Raw genomic sequence first — 19030 nt, forward strand, 5'->3', positions numbered from 1 at the left:
TCACTCTAAATAATGATGACCAAGATCACGACCTAAATCACATGTGTACAAAAATTCAATCTCATCACCATCTTCTAGTTCATATTTACTTACTCCATAATTAGGGAATTCTCCATTGACCGCATACATCCAGCCACTTAACGGACCAGCGGAAAACTCATATAAATGATTGATTCCTTGAATATAGACACTATTATATGCATTTTCATCTGCACCTTGAAATTCCATATGAATCTTGTTATGACGAATCGTGCGTTGTAAAATATCAAAAACGGTATCATTCGGTCTAAGTACATATTCTGTATTTTCTAGTATAACTCCATCGTTTGGGACATACTTTTCTGATCGTAATGCAGGATCTAATTGTTGCCAATTTTCTAAAACCGTACTGGCATCAATACGAATAAATACTGTTTTAGAGTCCTCGTTAATGTCATCAATATGCGTAAGGTAATATTCTTCCACCGATTGAATATTAGTTCCGGATGCCAAGATAATGATTAGTAGTGCAATAAAAGCTACTATAAGAAGGTCTTTTCGCAATTTTTATCGGCTCCTTTTAGTAACGTTCATCCATCATTTTTCGTATCTTTTTTTCCTGTTTACGTTTTTTATATCTGACAATTAATAGAGCAGACATTATCATTACAACAAGACAAATCAAAACCGTCATAATTCGTGCTCGAATCATACTATGAATCTTTGTTTCCGCTTTTTCAACATCTTCATAACTTTGTACTTTGTTTTGGTCATATGGACTTAATACATGATAACGTTCGATAATTTGTTCAACTAGCTTTTTGTCTTTGAGACTAACTTCTTGAAATGGGTAGACATGTTGCAAAATATCGTTGTTAATTGACTCTATTTCCATTTCTATTTTTTCCATTTTTTCTTTTTTTACTTGTAAATCTTTTAATAAATGTTCATAGTCTTTTTGATTCGGTGCATGTTGTAATTTATCTATTAGACTGATTACCTCGACATAATACTCCGTCGTTATTTCATCTGGTAAAATTGTCACCTTTTTTATATCTTCTTCGGAAAATAATGTATCCGTTTTAGCTTTTTGATTATTTATTAATGACATTGTTGATCCTGTTCCACCAGAATGAATCCCCATACTCTCTGATAATGGCTCAGATGTATTTGGAATCCCAAGGTCTTTCATTGCATTAGCCAAATGTTGATAATTAACAATATAAGAACGCTCTTCGATTGGAACATCCAAATAGGCTCGAAATACTTTTTCAATAAGAGCTTTATCCGTTTCATCTACAACGTCGGGAATCGTCTCGATTGATTCTTTGACTGTTTTAATTTTATTTGTTAATTCAGGGCTCATCTCTTCACGAAAATCGTATAATGTTCGGTACCCTTCATAGAATCGGTACATGGAAACAAGTGCATATAATACTTGTTCACTAGCCATTGAATTTGATTCTTCTGGCAATGATGTCGGGTTTTCTGGATCATACATTTCCGAATGGATAAAGCCACCATCAGGTCTTTGATATTTTACGATCCCGTCCAACAATGTATTTCCGTTCTTAATAAATCTTTCATCTGTTAATGGATCAATGCCTAATGTCGTTAAAGCGACAATCACTTGCGCCGTACTTTCAGCGTTTGGGCGTTCCCATGATTCAAAATCCCCATCTTCTAACTGTATTTCTGACAATATTTCTAATGCTTCATCTACAACTTCTCGAACCGCTTTTGTTACTTGTTCATCTCTCGCTTTTTGTTTATACGAATACGTTTCCTCACTATTGTAGTACGGTGCTAATGCTTGGATTGCCATCGCAGTAATATCTGGATCTGTTAGTGAACTATTTAGAGAAAACCCACCATCTTGTAACTGGTTTTTAAGAATTTCTTCTATCATCGTGTTACGAGTATCATAGGCATCTTCAGGTACGATATATCGTAAACTATCAAGTGTAATCAAGCCCCAAATCCAGCCATTTATTCCTTGAGTCCCTAATGACCTTGTTTTTCCTCTATCATACGTCCCATCTGCAATTAAATGAATGGGGGTACCATTTTTTTCTCCCACGGTTGTTGGATCTCCACCAGCAGCTAAAATAGCTAATGATATCCGGTGCCATTCCGTCGCTTTTGAATCACTTAATTTATTTTTCTCTCTATATCTTTTCACTACTTTATCTTGGATGACAGCTAAATAACGATCATACTCATCTTCATAGCCGATCCTTCCCATCCCGATCAAATACCAATCCCCTGTAGTATCACCAGCGTTTTCCAAAAAACGTTGATTTAATAACGGTTCATCCATGCCTAAACGATAGGTTGATTTTTTCCAGGTAATAATATCTTCTATTTTTCCTACTATATCTTCACGAATGACATCCTTTTCTTCAGCGGATATCGGAAGCAAAGTAATAGTAAAAATTAGGACGAGGGAAATGATAATTTTACTTATTTTCGACATTATTTTCATGCTATGATCCTCTTTTTTTAGTTACATTCATTTACCATTGTTTATGATAATTTGTCCCTGGGGCTCCTCCACCAATATCTGCACCATATGCCAATGTGAACCTAATTCTGACTACATCACCATCTTTAAATTTATAATCCGCAAAACCGACATTAGGATAATTACCATTGACACTATACATCCAACCAGAACCATTTGTGAAATCAAATTCACCCAAAGAATCCACCGAGTTGTAATCAGCTGGGTCAAAACGTTCCATATCTCTTTCGACTAGTTTCGCTAAATCATTCGGGATTACTGGATTTGTTATTAATCCGGACTTATAAATAGCTGCTAAATAGAAGGAGTGTTTATGTGATCCTGTATAGTCATAATTGATTCCATGTTTATCAAACAATCGATCGATGACGTGAGCACCATTTTCGCCTTGATAGATTTCTACTTGTTCGGGGGCAATAATATATCCTAAACCTATCGTCGTCGCTTCCACACTTATTTGTGCGGTTCCTATTACACCATCGACAATATCGCCATAAACCGTTAATTGCTTTGTCGCTGTATTTCCTTCATTATCTGTTGCGGTAATAACGATATTGTTCTCGCCAGATTGCACATCTAAGTCAAAACTAATTTGACTAGAATCGGGCCAATTTATTTTAAGACTAGCCCCATTATTCGTTGCAGAAACTTTTCCATTCCCAGCTGTTAATGATTTGCCTGCATAATTATATGCTTTAACATGAAAGAGGTGTGAAGCACTTTTTATCGTAGCTCCATCAGCGATATCATGCACTTCAATGGTTGGTGCATGTTTGTTTTGCTCCCCCTTGTCATCATCATCCGTACCACCATTATCCTCTTCATTCTCGTCTTCTCCAGGGTCACTTTGTTGCTTAGGACTATATATAACAACATATACTTCTTCATATGTGACACTATTTCTTTTAGCGGTTAATGTGAAGATGTTTTCTCCTTCTATTAGTGTTGTATCATAGCTTCCTTTATCACTAACTAGTTCATCATCATCTTGTACAACGAATAAATCTACTTGCTCGCTATCATCAAAAGCCTTTGCAGTGAACTGGAAGTTTGCAATCTCAACCGTTTGATCCTTCAAGTCTGTTTCGATGTGTAACTTTGGCTCTTTATACTCTATTTCATATGTTTGTTTTGCTTTTAAACCTTTATAATTAGACTCAAGAATAATCGTATTTTTTCCTGTTTTTAAATCTACTACATATTTTCTATCTTCCTCTTCACTAACTTTCTCTTCATTCATGATGACTTCTAGAGGAGCTGTTTCACCACGTAACTGGGCACTTGCGTTAAATGTTAATGTTTGTTTTTTTGTGACACCATCTTTTAAATTCGTCTTAATGACGATATTTTCTTCATCGAATATAATCAAATAACTTCTACTTACTGTAAAAATTTGCCCTGTATCATCTTGATACGTAACTCCGACTCGAACATCATTTTTACCTTTAGCTAGTGTAAGGTCAGCATAAACAGGCCTGCTAAGATCGGACGAAATATTATTAACTTCGCCTTGTTTGATAAAAACTTGGATATCTTTTACCGTAAGTCTGTGTTCTAATTGCTCGATATAAAAGGAATATTCCTGTTCTGTTACAATTTCTCCATCTTCAATCGAAGTAATAAAATACTCATTTACCTCATCAGTAGCCGGTTCACCATCCGTAATTTCTTTGTTCGATGCATCCGAAGTTGTTTCATGGTTTCCACCTGAACCTTCCCCATCGTTTATTCCTGTTTCATTTTCGTCATTATTGGCAGTACCTTTTTTATTCTCGTCTTTTACCTCGGTTTCTGTTTCATTTCTCTGCTTATTTTGTTCTGTTTGATTAGTCTGTTTTTCTTTGTTAGTAAGGTCCTGTTTATCCTTTTTCGTTTGTTCTTCTTGTTCGTTGTTATTCTCTTCCTTCTCTGCTTCTTCCGCTTCCATTTCTTCCGCATGGACTAAGTTTTTATCGCCACCCATTAGTGGTATTTTAGAACTATTTTCTGCTATTTCCGTTAAGGGATTATCCGGAAGTACTGTGTCTTGATGATGTAAGGCAAACCCAATGTACGTCATAAAGAAACTGATAATTAAAAAAGCAATGAACCCTTTATATAGCAAAGTTCGTTTTGAGATAATTCGTTTTATAAATTGGAATGTCTGCTGCATCATGAATACACCACCCCTTCGTTAATATGTGTCTTTTACTTAGCCAAAAAAACATTCTTTTTTACCAATAGGGCATATTTCCTTTTGCTAACTATAAGACGAAAAACTTTCAAAAGTCTTACTTGATCACGACTTTTGAATCCTATTATTGTTTCCTTCCATTATCGTTGTTCAGCTAGATTGATATGTTGAAGTGCAAAGTCAACTTCATATTGAAGTGCATTTACTTTTTGCAATATTTCCAGCGCATCATCATATGCCTTCTTCTGTGGCTCAACTAATAAGTATTCTTCCTTATTTCCACTACTATTAATTTCAGCTATTTTTTTAGTTAGTTCATCTTTATTCACAAGTTCAAAAAAGTTTTGCCCCATGCCACCACCTAAATCGCTACCTAAAGCAATCGTATATTGTACACGCATAACATCCCCATCCTTTAAATAGAAATCAGCAAATCCAACGTTAGGAAACACATTATTTACAGCATACATCCATCCTGAAAAAGAGTTAAAATCAAATTCTCCTAATTCACCCGGAAAATAATTGGTTTCGTCAAAGTTTCCAGCAAGCATCTCTTTTAAAATTTGGGGAATCCTTGGTTCAGATGTATATAGTTGATTTTCACCGTCTAATACATATGACAAATAAAAAGCATTTGTCAACGTTCCCGTATGGTCATAGTTAAACCCACTATTTGTTACTATTTTATCTAATGCATGTGCACTATTATCTCCTTTAATAATATCAACTTGTATCGGTTCAACAAGATACCCTAACCCAATCGTAAAGGCTTCTAAAGAAAATATATATGTGCCAATAACATCGCCATCTTCAGCAAATTCACGAGTAATTTTATACTCCAAAATGTAACTATCTTGAATAATTATTGTTACATGATTTTCTCCAACTTCTAAATTCAAGGTATAACTTGTTTTTTCTGTGTCATCCCAATTAACTGGTACACTTGTTCCGTTATTTGTAACCTTCATCTCAGAAGCATTAATTTTATGATCATTCTCATCCTTAGCCCAAACATCAAACGTTAATTTATCCGCCTTTGTGATTAAGTTATCTTCTAAGCTCGTTGTAATTTTTACATTTTCTAAAGGCTGATTAAAGGTACCACTTTCGTTTGATGCTGCATCTATCATTGAAGATGGAGAAACTAAAACCATTGCAACGAATAAAATAGAATAAAACCTTAGGAGTGATTTAAACAAATTCGAAAACTCCCTTCATTTACATGAGTATTTTATTGAAACTCCAAAGCTGAATTTACCTTTGCTTTGGAGTTTCTGTTCATGTTAAGCCTTTCTTTTCCTGCTTACAAAATAGATAATACTTCCAACGATGATTACTATCAAACCAATTGCGAAAACATTAAATATGTTTGTAGCTGTACCTGGTAATTTTTCGTGTTTTTCTTTTTCAGCCTTTTTGTTGGTAGAATCATTGTTATCGGCAATTTTATTTGTTTTTTCGGATGGTGATTTTATCCCTTCGGAGGTTTTTCCTCCGCCTGTTCTATCATTTTCCTGTTGCTTTTGCGGTTTTTTCACATTTTCTTTTTCGAGTTCTTTTATTTTTTCTTCTAAGGCAATTAATTTCTCTATATTTGTAACGAATTGTTTTTGACTTTCTGTTAAACGATCATAGGCCTTTCTAGCAGCTTCTACTGCATCTTTATCAGATAACTTTATGTCTGTAACGAGTGGTAATACTTCTATCTTCGTTTCTACTTCTAATGCGCTTTCCTTATCTATTTCTTCTTGTTCCAATTGTTGTATTTTCTTTTCTGCTAAATGTAGTTTTTCTATATTTGTAATTCTGTTTTTCTGGTCTTCGGTTAAGTCGTTATACGCTTTTCTTGCTAATTCAATTTTCTTTTTATCTTGTACTTTTATGTGATCGATATGAGGTAGACCATTAATTTTTTCCTCTACTTGATCAATTGCTTTTTTGTCTTCTTTTTCGATCTGTTCTTCTAATTCTGTTAATTTTGTTCGAAGTTGATCAAGTTTTTCCTTATTTTCTACTAATTTTTGCTGACTTTCAGTTAAACTCTCATATTCTTTCATGATGCTTTCAACAAGCTCTTTATCTTGTATTGTTACTAGATGAACATCTGGGAGATTATTAATCATTTCGTCAACGTTACTTGCTGCCTTTTGATCGTTCATCCGTTTTTCAATTTCTTGTATTCTCGCTTCAATCACTTCTAACACTTCCATGTTTGAGACAAGATCCTGTTGTTGTTTTGTTAGATTATCGAAAGCTTTTCTTACCTGTTGAACATTTGCTTGGTCGTTCATGTTAATATCTTCCACTTTCGGTAAACCTGCAATCATCTTTTCCACTTTATCCGCTTCAATAAGATCTTTTGCTATTTCCTCTAGTTCAAACATCCGATCTTCAATATCATGGAATTTCTGTTTGTTTTCCACGAGCTCTTGTTGCTCTAATGTTAAGCGATAAAATGCTTCTCTAACCTCTTCAACACTCTCTTTATCTTCTAATACCAAGTCCTCTACAGTTGGTAGTTCAATAATCATATCATCAACTTCTTGCGCTCTTTCAGCATCATAAGTATCCTGTAAATGTTGTAATACTTCTTCTAATTGTAAAAGGACATCCAAATTTAAGACGAGCGCCTGTTGATTTTTCGTTAAATTTTCATATGCTAAACGCGCTTTTTCTACTAATTCTCTATCATTAAGTGTCAGATTATCCGCAGTGGGCAATTCTTCAATCAAATTTGTTACTTTTTCCGAAGCAATTCGATCTTGTTCTTCTTCGATTAGTTGTCGTAATTTTTCTTCTAGCTCCATTAATTTGCTGTAGTTCTTTACTTGATCTTGTTCAATTGGAGTGAGCGCTTGATAAGCGTCTCTTGCATTTTCTAATGCTTCCTTATCTTCTAAAGCTAATTCATTTTTCCCTGGAAGTTGATCAATCATTTCTTCAACCGCTTTTATAGCTTCTTCATCGCCTTCTGTCTGTTCTACCCATTTAGCGTAGAAGGTTTTATCTCCAGTGCTTCCTTCAGATATGACAGTAACTTCTATTCCTTTTAATTGAGGGTTATCGTACCATCCATCAAACTCGAATCCTTCTTTTTCTATCTGCTTTAAAGTCGGTAATAAAACCTCATCTTCTACTGTATATTCTTTCGGTACATGCTGGCCGATAAAAGTTCCGCCATTTAACTCAAACATAATATCATATTCAATATTTTCATATTGTGCATATAATGAAATATCATGATTTGGCATAGAAAGTTTCTCTAAAGCCTCATAAGATGAACCACTACCATCATTTTGTGAGTTCCAGTTTTTAAACTCTTTTCCAGTGATGGGGTCATTTTCTGGAATTTCTACAATACCATATGGACTAGCTGTTTCTACGTTTATTTCTTTATCTTGCAGCCCAATATAGTGTATGTTTAATTCTCTTGCCTTCATATCTGTGTAAGTTGTTCCACCATGTGCTTTCATCATATCTGTCATATCATATAGAGTATTCTCACCTTTGGTAAAACGGTCATATGCAATCAAACCATAAAGGGATTGATCAGTCGCCATCGCATTTACACCATAACCAGAATCCCCACCACCATCAAATCCGGTTGTTACATGTTTGAAACCTCCAACTCCAAGCTCTGATCTGCTACCATCTGCCCAAAATGTTAATAGAGCATCTATCATGTTATTCGTCCATACTCCATCTTGAACAGCGCCTTCTGTGACAAAACTAGCAGTTTTATCAATTCTTGATAGATAGACATTATTTAAAAGTGGATCGATTCCTAATTCGGTTAAAGCGACGATTACTTGGACAGTACTTTCTGCATTGACATTCCCAAATGCCTTAAAAGCACCATTTTCAGCTTGTATAACAGATAAAATATAAATTCCTCTTTCAACTGCTGCTTCGAAGTCTTCAAATGGGGTTTCTGCCCCAGTCTGCTCGTATTTTTCTTTGTTTCCGTAATATGAGGCAAGCGCTTGCAAAGCCATTCCAGTAATATCAGGATCTGGTTGTGGGTTACCAAATGACGCTAAAGCCCATCCACCAAGAGTGCCATCATTTTGTTTAATTTCACGATCTAAAATATAGTCAATCATTTTACCATACGTATTCGCATCCTCGGATGGAGAAGGGTAAAACTCATATCTACCAGTATTCATTGCAATAATTTCCCATATTGGTCCATTGATACCTTGGCGGTGAGAAAAACGATGGGAAGAAGATAGTCTATCGATAAAGTCAAAGCCTGAAACATCCGAAATATCATAGTCTAGCGCAGAAAGAGAAAGGATTAAACGGGACCACTCTGTTGATTTATTGCGATCTAAATTTCCTTGTTTAATCACTACATAGTCTTCAATTCGTTTCATATAATCGGTAAAGTACTTCTCTTTCCCCGAGTTATTTTCGTAGGTATCCAATGTGTTGATATAATCATAACCAGTATACATACCACGAAGTAAGTTCATGACCGACCATTCTCCTGAAATTGTTCCCATATTCGGGTCTGGTACGGTCTCAAATGTATGTCTGGCAGCAGCATTTATATAGAAACCAATATCTGGCTGCCTATCTTCCCAAAAGCGTAGCTGATAATCATAATTTTGATCATTGGGGTCATGAGCAACTGCATGAGTTTGGCGCGGATCGATACCTATTAATAATAAAAGCACAGAAAAAATGGATAGTATGTAGATCATGAATCTATTATTTCTCAATTGTTAAGATTCTCCTTTCATTTGTTTGAATCCAATTAATCGATCAAAGATAAAGTGAATAATAATTCATTAGTTGATATGAAGTACAATTCTGTTCTTAATACATCCCTACTTTCTCTTTACTTTTTGTAACGCAAAAAAACTCCTACCCCCAGAAAAAGGTAAGAGTTATATGTAAACGTACATACATCATGTCTTCTTATATTCTTTTATAAAGGATGTTCAAAAAATCCAACAAAAATGTCGCATCGAATTTCTTCGTTGGCTTGCTTTTTTAGGCACTCACGTATGTAAATGCATACACTCTGTTCCTCAAAGCTAGCCGCCTTGAACTTCTTAGTCCTTTTATGGACCTTTTTGAACACGCACTTATAGAATATGTCCATCTTCATGCTAACCTTTATCCCGGAAGGCGTTTCGTGCATTAATGTTTTGGCAAGTCTCCTGACTTATGGATTACCATTGCTCTTCCCTTCCCAGTAGTTACCAGTGGTATATAAGAGCCATTCTCCATTTACAGTGGCCGGACCGTTCAGGATTTTCACCTGATTCCTTTTTCATTTTTTGTATGGAATACGAATACAAAAAAACCAAGACATTATCTATTAAATTTTACAATTCTATCATCTAGTATATACTAGAAAATATTGGATGACAATCAAAACTATGAATATATGTAAGTTTTATACATTGATTGTGTGCATTATATAAAAAAAAGAGATTTGTTCATGTGAAATAAACAAATCTCTTTTCCATTATTATCTTAAATAACTTACTGGGTTTTGGAGTGCCCCGTTAAGATGAACTTCAAAATGTAAATGAATTCCTTGTGAATCACCTGTTTCACCCATCACACCAATTTGTTGTCCTCTTGAGACCGTTTGACCGGAACGAACATTAATGGATGACATATGTGCATAAAGTGTTTTCAAACCATTTCCGTGATTTATGATGACCATATTGCCATAACCACCATTATTGAATCCAGCAGTTTCAACCGTACCATCATCAGCTGCAAATATTGGTGGGCTTGTGCTTCTGTCAGTTCTTGCAATATCTATCCCTTTATGCATTTTTCCCCATCGCTCACCCATGTGACTGGAAATATATCCACCTTGTGTTGGCCAACCAAGTGCACCTCCACCATCCACCGTTTGCACAGCAAATGAAGTACCTCCCGAAATTGGTGCTGCCATTTCTCCAAGAATTTTATCTTCTAGTGATGCTAGTTCCTCATCTTTGATTTCAAGTTTTGCTACTTTATCTTTTAGTTCCGTTTGTTTTTCCTCTAATGCTTCTTTTTTATGTAAAGATATTTCTTTCTGTTCAACAATATTCGCCTCTATCGCCTTTAATTCTTTCTTCAAACCTTCTAATTCTTCTAATTTTTTCTCTACTTTTTCTTTATCTTTTTCCTGTTCCTTAATTAACTCAGCATCTGCATCTGTAATTTTCGTTATTGCTGTTAATCGACTAATAAACTCATTAAAATCTTTAGCACCTAAAATGACTTCTAAATAACCAACATCGCCGCCATTTGTTTGGTACGATTGGGCGCGCTCTTTTAATATTTCAAAACGCTCTTCAATTTTTTTCTCCAAGGCGTCAATTTCATCTTCTACTGATTCTATCTCTTTTTCTACTTCTTTTATTGCTTTTTTATTTGCTTTTAACGTCGCATTGTATTCTTCTATTTCTTCATTCATTTCTTTAATCTCTGTTAAAATAGTAGTAACTTCTTTTTCAGTTGCTGATAAGTTTTCCTTTATATCTTTACGTTCTTTTTGAATATCTTCTAAGTTTTTTTCAGCAAATGACGTATGGGGAATGATTAAACTAGATAGCATACATAAACAAATAGTTCCTATAACAAATAGTGTCTTTTTCAAAACTTTCTCTCCCTCTATATCTGTATATTAAAAGTAAAACTATTATTCAATTATTAATGAGTCCGATACAAATTATATCAGTTCAACATAACAAAAAGATTTATATTAAATTACATTCCGTTCACAAATTTTGAAGTAATATTACAAAATAATAGAATAAAAGTTTAGGGAGTGCTGGAATTTTGACTGGTAGTGCGGAAATTTTCGATGGTAGTGCAGAAAGATTGGAGAAAGTGCGGAAATTTCGGACGGCACTGCACAAATTTTGAAGAAAGTGCGGAAGTTTCCTTTACTATGTAAAAAGCGTATCGTTAAGTTTGATTAACGATACGCTTATCTTTTTCAATTAATTGACTCTTCTTACATGTCCTTTAAATACTCCAGCCCAGTATCCACTTGTCATACTTACTTCCTCAACACCTCTTGAACTGTTTGCAGCAAGGAATTTACCGCCTCCTGTATAAATACCAACATGTCCATTCGTTTTATATGTGTCAAAGAATACTAAGTCTCCTGGTTGCATGTTACTAGCATCTACTTTAGTACCCATGTTTTTCAATGAATCTGTAGTTTGACGACCCATTCCATGTGCCCAAGATATAAATCCTGAACAGTCAAAACCACCAGGCTGTGCTCCTCCCCAAACATAAGGAGTTCCTATTACAGAGCGGCCTTTACTGATTGGACCCCCACCGCCACCAGATGGTGCAGGTGTTGGTACAGAAACATTCCCACTGTTTGAATTCGAGCTGTTGCCACTATTTGAAACATTGTTGCTAGTAGCATTTCCATTATTAGTGTTCGATGAACCAGTATCATTTGCTACATTGTCGGAAGTAGACTGTGCTACCGCAGCCGCTGCTGCAGCCGCGGCTGCTTCCATTTCCGCACGAATTTCTGATTCTAATGCAGCTAAGTCACTGCTTTCCGATTCTAAATTGGCTTTTTGACTTTGTAATTTATCTTCTTTTTCTTTTAACTTTTTCTTACTCGCTTCTTCTTGTTCTTTTTGGTCATTGATTGTTTCTTTTTGTGCTTCTAATTCAGCAACTAGTTCTTCTTGTTCTGCTAATTTTTCCTCAACTGTTGCTTTATCACGTTCGTTATCCTCAATCAATTCAAGGTCAGCATTTGTAATAGTTGTTACTGCATCCACACGGCTAAGAAACTCAAAAGGATCTTTTGCACCAAGAAGCACTTCAATAAATTGGATGTTTCCACCATTTTCTTGATAAGCTGCAAGTCTCTCTTTTAGTTTTTCATTACGTTGTTCAATCTTTTCATTTAAAGCATCAATTTCTTCCTGTAATGCATCAATTTCTTTTTCTGTTTTCTCTATTTGTGCCTGGTTTTGTTCTAGGGCAGATTGTAGACGAGCAAGCTCATCATTCACTTCTTTAATTTCATATAAAATGTCTGCGATTTGTGATTCTGCCTTTGATAGTTTTGACTTCACTTCTTGTTGTTTCGCATTAACCTCATCTAATGTTTGTTGTGCATGCACTGCGTCAGTGAAAAGTGCACTACTTAATGTAACAACGGCAATCGTGCCAATTGTAAGTACTGTTCTTTTCAAAATTATATCCTCGCTTCCCCTTTTATGACCATTACGTAATATGTATAATTTCCTCGAAACTCGTAATGTCATAATTGATTTTATTTATATTATGTAATTTACTTAATCTCTTAGTCGAATAATAGTATAACATCCTAAAATGACAAGCATGTTTTAATAATGTTACAGTTATGTTTCAATGGAGTTTTTTTGACGTAATATTTCAAATGGATACACCATCCTACAAAATTTCTAGCCCCCTTATTCAAAATACGAGTTGTTTAGACGCAAAAAACCCCCCTAAGGTAAAACAGATTTTTTAACCTGTCTACCTTAAGGGGAGCATATCAAACTATATTAAGATAGCTTTTTTAACTCTATTAAAATTGTTCTGCTTCTGTGGATCCTGCTAAAGCTACTGTGGAAGATTCTCCTCCAGCAATAACTTGTGCTACTTCATCAAAGTAACCTGTACCAACTTCTCTTTGGTGACGAGTAGCTGTGTAACCAGCTTCTTCAGCAGCAAATTCTCTTTGTTGTACTAGTCTAGAGTAAGCGCCCATTCCTTTATCTTTGTACTGTTCTGCAAGCTCAAACATGCTGTAGTTTAATGTATGGAAACCAGCTAATGTTACAAACTGATACTTATAACCCATTTTTGCAATCTCTTTTTGGAATACATCCATTTCTTCTTGCGTTAAGTGTCTCTCCCAGTTAAATGATGGTGAACAGTTGTATGCTAGTAATTGATCAGGATATTGCTCATGAATTGCCTCTGCAAAACGACGAGCTTCTTCTAAGTCTGGTTCAGCTGTTTCACACCAGATTAAGTCAGCGTATGGTGCATATGCAAGTCCACGTGCAATTGCTTGGTCAAGTCCTGCTTTTGTACGGTAAAATCCTTCTACTGTACGCTCACCTGTTAAGAATGGTGCATCATAGTTATCAACATCACTTGTAATTAAGTCCGCTGCATTTGCATCAGTTCTTGCCATAATAATTGTTGGAGCCCCCATAACGTCAGCTGCAAAACGTGCAGAAATTAGATTTTTAACTGCAGTTTGTGTAGGGATTAATACCTTTCCTCCTAAATGACCACATTTTTTCTCTGAAGCGAGTTGGTCTTCAAAGTGAACGCCTGACGCTCCTGCTTCAATCATAGATTTCATTAATTCGAATACGTTTAAATGACCGCCAAAACCAGCTTCAGCATCTGCTACGATTGGAGCAAAATAATCGTTTTTCACTTCTCCTTCTGAGTATTCCACTTGGTCCGCACGTTGTAGAGCATTATTAATACGTCTTACAACTTGTGGAACACTGTTTACAGGATATAAACTTTGATCTGGGTACATTTCTCCAGCTTGGTTTGCATCTGCTGCCACTTGCCACCCACTTAAGTAAATTGCTTTTAAACCTGCTTTTACTTGTTGTACTGCCTGATTACCTGTTAAAGCACCTAATGAATTAACATAATCTTCATTATTAACTAAATCCCACAGTTTTTGTGATCCTTTTTTCGCTAAAGTATATTCAATATCTATGGATCCACGTAGACGAATGACATCCTCTGCCGAATATGGGCGTTTGATTCCTTTCCATCTAGGATTTGTATCCCATTCGTTTTGTAATGCTGCTGCTCTTTCCTTATACATGATTTTTCCTCCTTGGTTTACAAAAACATAAAATTTATTTGAAAAGTTTATTAGTCTCATTAGCTAGTAAACTTATCATAAACAATTAGCGGTTGTTATAATACAGGTTAAGTAAAACAAATCATTTCATTAATCTTCTTTTTTAGATAAGCAGTAATCACATTCTAAAGTATAACTTTTAACTGATACATTCGTTCCACATTCTGGACATGTTACTTTCTCATGCTTTTTCATCTCTTTTAACACCTCCATATATATAACAGTATTATCGTTATTCAATCTGTTATAATACAGTATAGTTGGTTTTAAAATAATTGCAAGTGTTTTATTGTAATTTATCAATAATTTTTTATGATTTTACATTTTGTTCACAGACTAATATAAGATTAATAACAGTTGAATCATTTGGCATATATGGGTTTCCTACTCTTTATGAACTTTAAAATTCGAAATCCTCACTGTACAATAACAGATGATCGTTTTATCTTATCTGTTACTATACAAATCTGTTATCATTTCATTAAAACAGAAAAAACCAGCAAGATCTGCTGGTTTTTTTCTTATTATTTAATTTGTGACACCAATTTTTTTCTTAAATTCTAAGCGACGACTGTGTAAAATTGGCTCCGTGTAACCGTTCGGTTGCTTCGTTCCTTTAAAGACAAGATCACAAGCCGCTTGAAAGGCTACTGACTCATCATAGTTGGGAGCCATATCTCGATACAATTCATCGCCAGCGTTTTGTTCATCAACGACGACTGCCATACGCTTTAAAATGTCTAGCACTTCTTCTTCACTAACAATTTCATGATGTAACCAATTCGTAATAAGCTGACTTGAAATACGTAATGTTGCCCGATCTTCCATCATTCCGATATCATTAATGTCAGGAACTTTTGAACAACCTACACCTTGCTCCACCCAACGAACTACATAACCTAACATTTTTTGAGCATTATTTTCGACTTCTTCCTTAATTTCTTCTTTCGTCCATCCCGGATTTGTCTCAAAAGGAATTTTCAATATATCATCACGGTAATCTGTATCTGTTCCTTTTTCAACTAATTGATTTTGAACTTCCCGAACATCTACCGCATGATAGTGGAGCGCGTGTAACGTAGCCGCTGTCGGTGAAGGTACCCAAGCAGTGTTAGCTCCAGCTTCTACATGACCAATTTTCTCCGTAAACATTTCTAGCATATTATCAGGTTTAGCCCACATTCCTTTTCCAATTTGTGCCTCATATTGGAAGCCCGCTCTAAGTCCTTCTTGTACATTGTTTTTCTCATATGATTGGAACCAATCCATTGGTCTCATTTCTGCTGTTCGTGCAATTGGCCCAATTTCCATCGATGTATGGATTTCATCACCTGTTCGGTCTAACCATCCCGTATTAATAAAGATCGCTCTTTCTTTAGCGGCATAAATACAATTTTTCAAATTGAGACTTGTACGGCGCTCTTCATCCATGATCCCCATTTTTAATGTATTTCGGTTCAAATCCAGTAAATCTTCAATCCTAGCAAAAAGTTCATTTGAAAAAGCAACTTCCTCTGAACCATGCATTTTCGGTTTAACGATATAGACCGACCCTTTTTTCGAATTAATATATTTCCCTTTTCCAAGTAAATTGTGTTTAGCGATTAAACTTGTAAACACCCCGTCTAAAATTCCTTCATATGTCTCCGTACCATCTTCTAGTAAGACAGCACTATTTGTCATTAAGTGACCAACATTTCGAACGAGCATAAGTACACGACCCGTTAAGGTTACTTCACCGCCATCTGCTGTTTGGTAGACACGATCTTCATTAAAAGTACGTTCAATCGTTCGATCACCTTTTTGAAAAGATGTCGAAATTTCACCGCGAATGAGGCCTTTCCAGTTTCTATAGACATCTGTTTTATCTTCTGCGTCAACTGCTGCAACTGAATCTTCACAGTCCATAATCGTTGTAATAGCAGACTCTAAAACAATATCTTTTACACCAGCTGCATCTGTTTTTCCTATCGGGTGATTTTCATTAATTTGAATATCAATGTGTAATCCATTATTTTTTAGTAAAATGGAGGACGGCTTACCTTCATCTCCTTGATATCCAACAAACTTATCTTCTTCTTTTAAACCAACTGTTTCCCCATTCTGTAATGTAACAGCTAATTTCCCATTTGCAACAGCATATTTTTTCGCATCTTTATGTGAGCCAGATGTTAGTGGTGTGCCATCATCTAAAAATTCTCTACTTTTTTCAATGACGATATTTCCACGAACTGGATTATATCCACCAGACTTCTCTGCACCTTTATCTTCACTAATGACATCCGTTCCATAAAATGCGTCATATAAAGATCCCCATCTTGAGTTAGCTGCATTAATCGCATAACGCGGATTATTAATCGGTACAACCAGTTGCGGACCAGCAATTTGCGAAATTTCATCATCAATATTTTCTAAATTCACCTTGAAATCTTCCACAATTGGCTCTAAATAACCAATTTCCTCCAAAAATGCTTTATACTTCTCTGCATTAAATTCCTTGTTCTCTTTATGCCACTCATTAATTTGATCTTGTAAATGCTGACGTTTTTTAAGTATTTCTTTATTTCTCGGTGTAAAATCAACAACAAGTTTTTCAAATCCTTGCCAAAACTGTTCTACATCAAGTCCTGTTTCCGGAAGTGCTTCTCGATTCACAAAATTATACAAAACTTCCGCAACCTTTATACTACCAACGTTTACATAGCCTGACATCCACAATTCCTCCTGTCATATTTTCATTCTCCAAGTTAGCATCTATTATATAACAGTATGATGATAAATAACAATACATATTTCGAATGACTACTATTCCTTTTAGTTATAGTTTAGTATAATGATAGAGAACTACGAAAGAAAGGAAGAAATGGGATGGATATTCGCCATTTGGAATATTTTTCAGAAGTGGCTAAACATTTAAATTTTACAAAAGCAGCTTCTACTCTTCATATTTCACAACCTTCATTAAGTAAAACGATTAAAAGTATGGAAGTGGAACTTGGTGTTCCATTATTTTATCGTTCTTTCCGAAAGCTCGAGTTGACTGATGCAGGAAAGGCATTACTTCAAAATACAAAACAAGTCTTACATGCGTACAATCATTTAAGATCAGAACTAAATGACGTGATGGAATTAAAAAAAGGAGAAATAAGAATTGGAATACCGCCAATTATTGGAGCTGCATTTTGTGCTAAAATAATTAGTCACTATATTGATGTATATCCTTTTATCGATATTACATTGATGGAGGTCGGTACGAAAAAAATCAAGGATGGGATCAATGACGGTACTTTGGATGTAGGATTTGTTTGTAACAACCCACTCCATAAAAAAGAGATGGAGACAATTCAAATTTTAAATGATCCATTAATGCTAGTCATTCATGCTGATCATCATTTACACATAGAGCAACATGTTGATTTTACACAAATTGAAAAAGAAGCTTTCGTCATGTATCGGAATGATTTTTCGTTATATGATAGTATTTTAGAAGTATGTTCCTCACACGGATTCTTTCCAAATATTGTTTGTGAAAGTTCACAAAAGGATTTTATCATTGAAATGGTAGAGGCAAAACTAGGGGTCGCACTTTTACCGAGTAAAATATGTGAAAATATTAAAAATGAGCGGATACTATCTATTCCATTTTCTGATCCTTTATTACATTTAGAGCTGGGAATGATTTGGAAAAAGGATAATTACTTACCTTATGCTGTCCGTGAATTTATTGCCGTTGCAAAAACTTTTTCATTATAAAATAATGACCATTTTAAATTATATTCTGATGTTAATGATAGGTAACGTTGGATCGTCATCTATCATTATCATTTCCAACTATCTTTTCTTGGACCAGATTTTTATTTGCTTAACCTTTTTCTTCATACCACCGAATCATTCTCCAATTACCATCTAACTCTTTTCGCCAAACCTCTAATGATAACGCTCTTACTATTTTTTCTTTGTATTGATGAATAATTTCATACGAAACAGCTGCCTGCACGTCCGACTGTGGGATAATTTTCAATCCAGAATAAATAAATTTAATTTCTTTGCCTTGATAACTCTTTGCAGCTTCTTTATTTCCTTGTTTTATTTGTTCTGCATTATATAATTCAACTTTACTTTTCGATGGGATATATAACCATCCTTTAAAATCATCTGAATATAAATCATTCATCTCTTCAAATCTACCATTTGAAAATTCTTCATGTAGTTTACGCATTTGATAAACTCGTTTTGACACTTCTGCTTCTATGCTCATGAAATCCACCTTTCAATAACTAATACTAAAGTTAAAGTTTGACCCAATACTTTTTATCTGAATATTCACTTCATTATAATTCAGATCATCACGGTTGTAAATATATATTTATTCATTTTATTGGTGGCGAACTACGGATATCATTTCATTTAAATTAGTCAACGTTCATACCAAAAAAATGAGTTCAAACTGTTCGCTTGGTTAAGCTTGAGATGCTTTCAATTAAGCCCCTTG

At 34.9% G+C, this 19030-nt stretch carries 12 protein-coding genes and 1 riboswitch; of the genes, 1 reads left to right on the forward strand and 11 read right to left on the reverse strand.

All coding sequences use genetic code 11. The features are described from left to right. From DFR56_RS21130 to DFR56_RS21175, 10 genes are all read right to left on the reverse strand, one after another. Entirely contained in the window at positions 1 to 543 is a 543-nt protein-coding gene (locus tag DFR56_RS21130) for a DUF4430 domain-containing protein (RefSeq protein ID WP_110397448.1), read from the reverse strand. Between the two features lie 16 nt (positions 544 to 559). Further along, positions 560 to 2464, reverse strand: a complete 1905-nt coding sequence (locus tag DFR56_RS21135) for a prenyltransferase/squalene oxidase repeat-containing protein (RefSeq protein ID WP_110397449.1) — start codon at positions 2462 to 2464, stop codon at positions 560 to 562. Between the two features lie 31 nt (positions 2465 to 2495). Beyond that, a complete protein-coding gene (locus DFR56_RS21140; protein WP_110397450.1) occupies positions 2496 to 4658 on the reverse strand; it encodes a DUF4430 domain-containing protein in 2163 nt (720 codons plus the stop codon). Positions 4659 to 4816: 158 nt separating this feature from the next. Beyond that, a complete protein-coding gene (locus tag DFR56_RS21145; protein ID WP_211320661.1) occupies positions 4817 to 5875 on the reverse strand; it encodes a DUF4430 domain-containing protein in 1059 nt (352 codons plus the stop codon). A gap of 84 nt (positions 5876 to 5959) precedes the next feature. Next, a complete protein-coding gene (locus DFR56_RS21150; RefSeq protein WP_110397451.1) occupies positions 5960 to 9400 on the reverse strand; it encodes an InlB B-repeat-containing protein in 3441 nt (1146 codons plus the stop codon). Between the two features lie 417 nt (positions 9401 to 9817). Continuing rightward, positions 9818 to 10010, reverse strand: a riboswitch (cobalamin riboswitch). A gap of 148 nt (positions 10011 to 10158) precedes the next feature. After that, positions 10159 to 11289: a murein hydrolase activator EnvC family protein gene (locus tag DFR56_RS21160; protein WP_110397453.1), complete on the reverse strand. Its 1131-nt coding sequence runs from the start codon at positions 11287 to 11289 to the stop codon at positions 10159 to 10161. Between the two features lie 346 nt (positions 11290 to 11635). Next, positions 11636 to 12865: a coiled-coil domain-containing protein gene (locus DFR56_RS21165; protein ID WP_244916606.1), complete on the reverse strand. Its 1230-nt coding sequence runs from the start codon at positions 12863 to 12865 to the stop codon at positions 11636 to 11638. Positions 12866 to 13224: 359 nt separating this feature from the next. After that, positions 13225 to 14499 carry an isocitrate lyase gene (gene aceA, locus DFR56_RS21170; protein WP_110397454.1) on the reverse strand — a complete coding sequence of 425 codons (1275 nt, stop codon included), beginning with the start codon at positions 14497 to 14499 and terminating at the stop codon, positions 13225 to 13227. Positions 14500 to 14628: 129 nt separating this feature from the next. Next, the gene (locus DFR56_RS23325; RefSeq protein WP_244916607.1) at positions 14629 to 14733 is read right to left on the reverse strand and encodes a YhfH family protein; all 105 of its coding nucleotides are present in this window, start codon (positions 14731 to 14733) and stop codon (positions 14629 to 14631) included. A gap of 333 nt (positions 14734 to 15066) precedes the next feature. Further along, a complete protein-coding gene (locus DFR56_RS21175; RefSeq protein ID WP_110397455.1) occupies positions 15067 to 17250 on the reverse strand; it encodes a malate synthase G in 2184 nt (727 codons plus the stop codon). A 156-nt stretch (positions 17251 to 17406) separates the two neighbouring features. On the opposite strand from DFR56_RS21175, the gene DFR56_RS21180 reads away from it, so the two are divergent. Beyond that, a complete protein-coding gene (locus DFR56_RS21180; RefSeq protein ID WP_110397456.1) occupies positions 17407 to 18291 on the forward strand; it encodes a LysR family transcriptional regulator in 885 nt (294 codons plus the stop codon). Positions 18292 to 18400: 109 nt separating this feature from the next. Here DFR56_RS21180 and DFR56_RS21185 read toward each other — a convergent pair whose 3' ends face one another. Then, positions 18401 to 18796, reverse strand: a complete 396-nt coding sequence (locus DFR56_RS21185) for a Cif family virulence factor (protein ID WP_110397457.1) — start codon at positions 18794 to 18796, stop codon at positions 18401 to 18403. Positions 18797 to 19030 lie beyond the last annotated feature (234 nt).

The sequence above is a fragment of the Pseudogracilibacillus auburnensis genome (assembly GCF_003201975.1).
GTDB lineage: Bacteria > Bacillota > Bacilli > Bacillales > Amphibacillaceae > Pseudogracilibacillus > Pseudogracilibacillus auburnensis.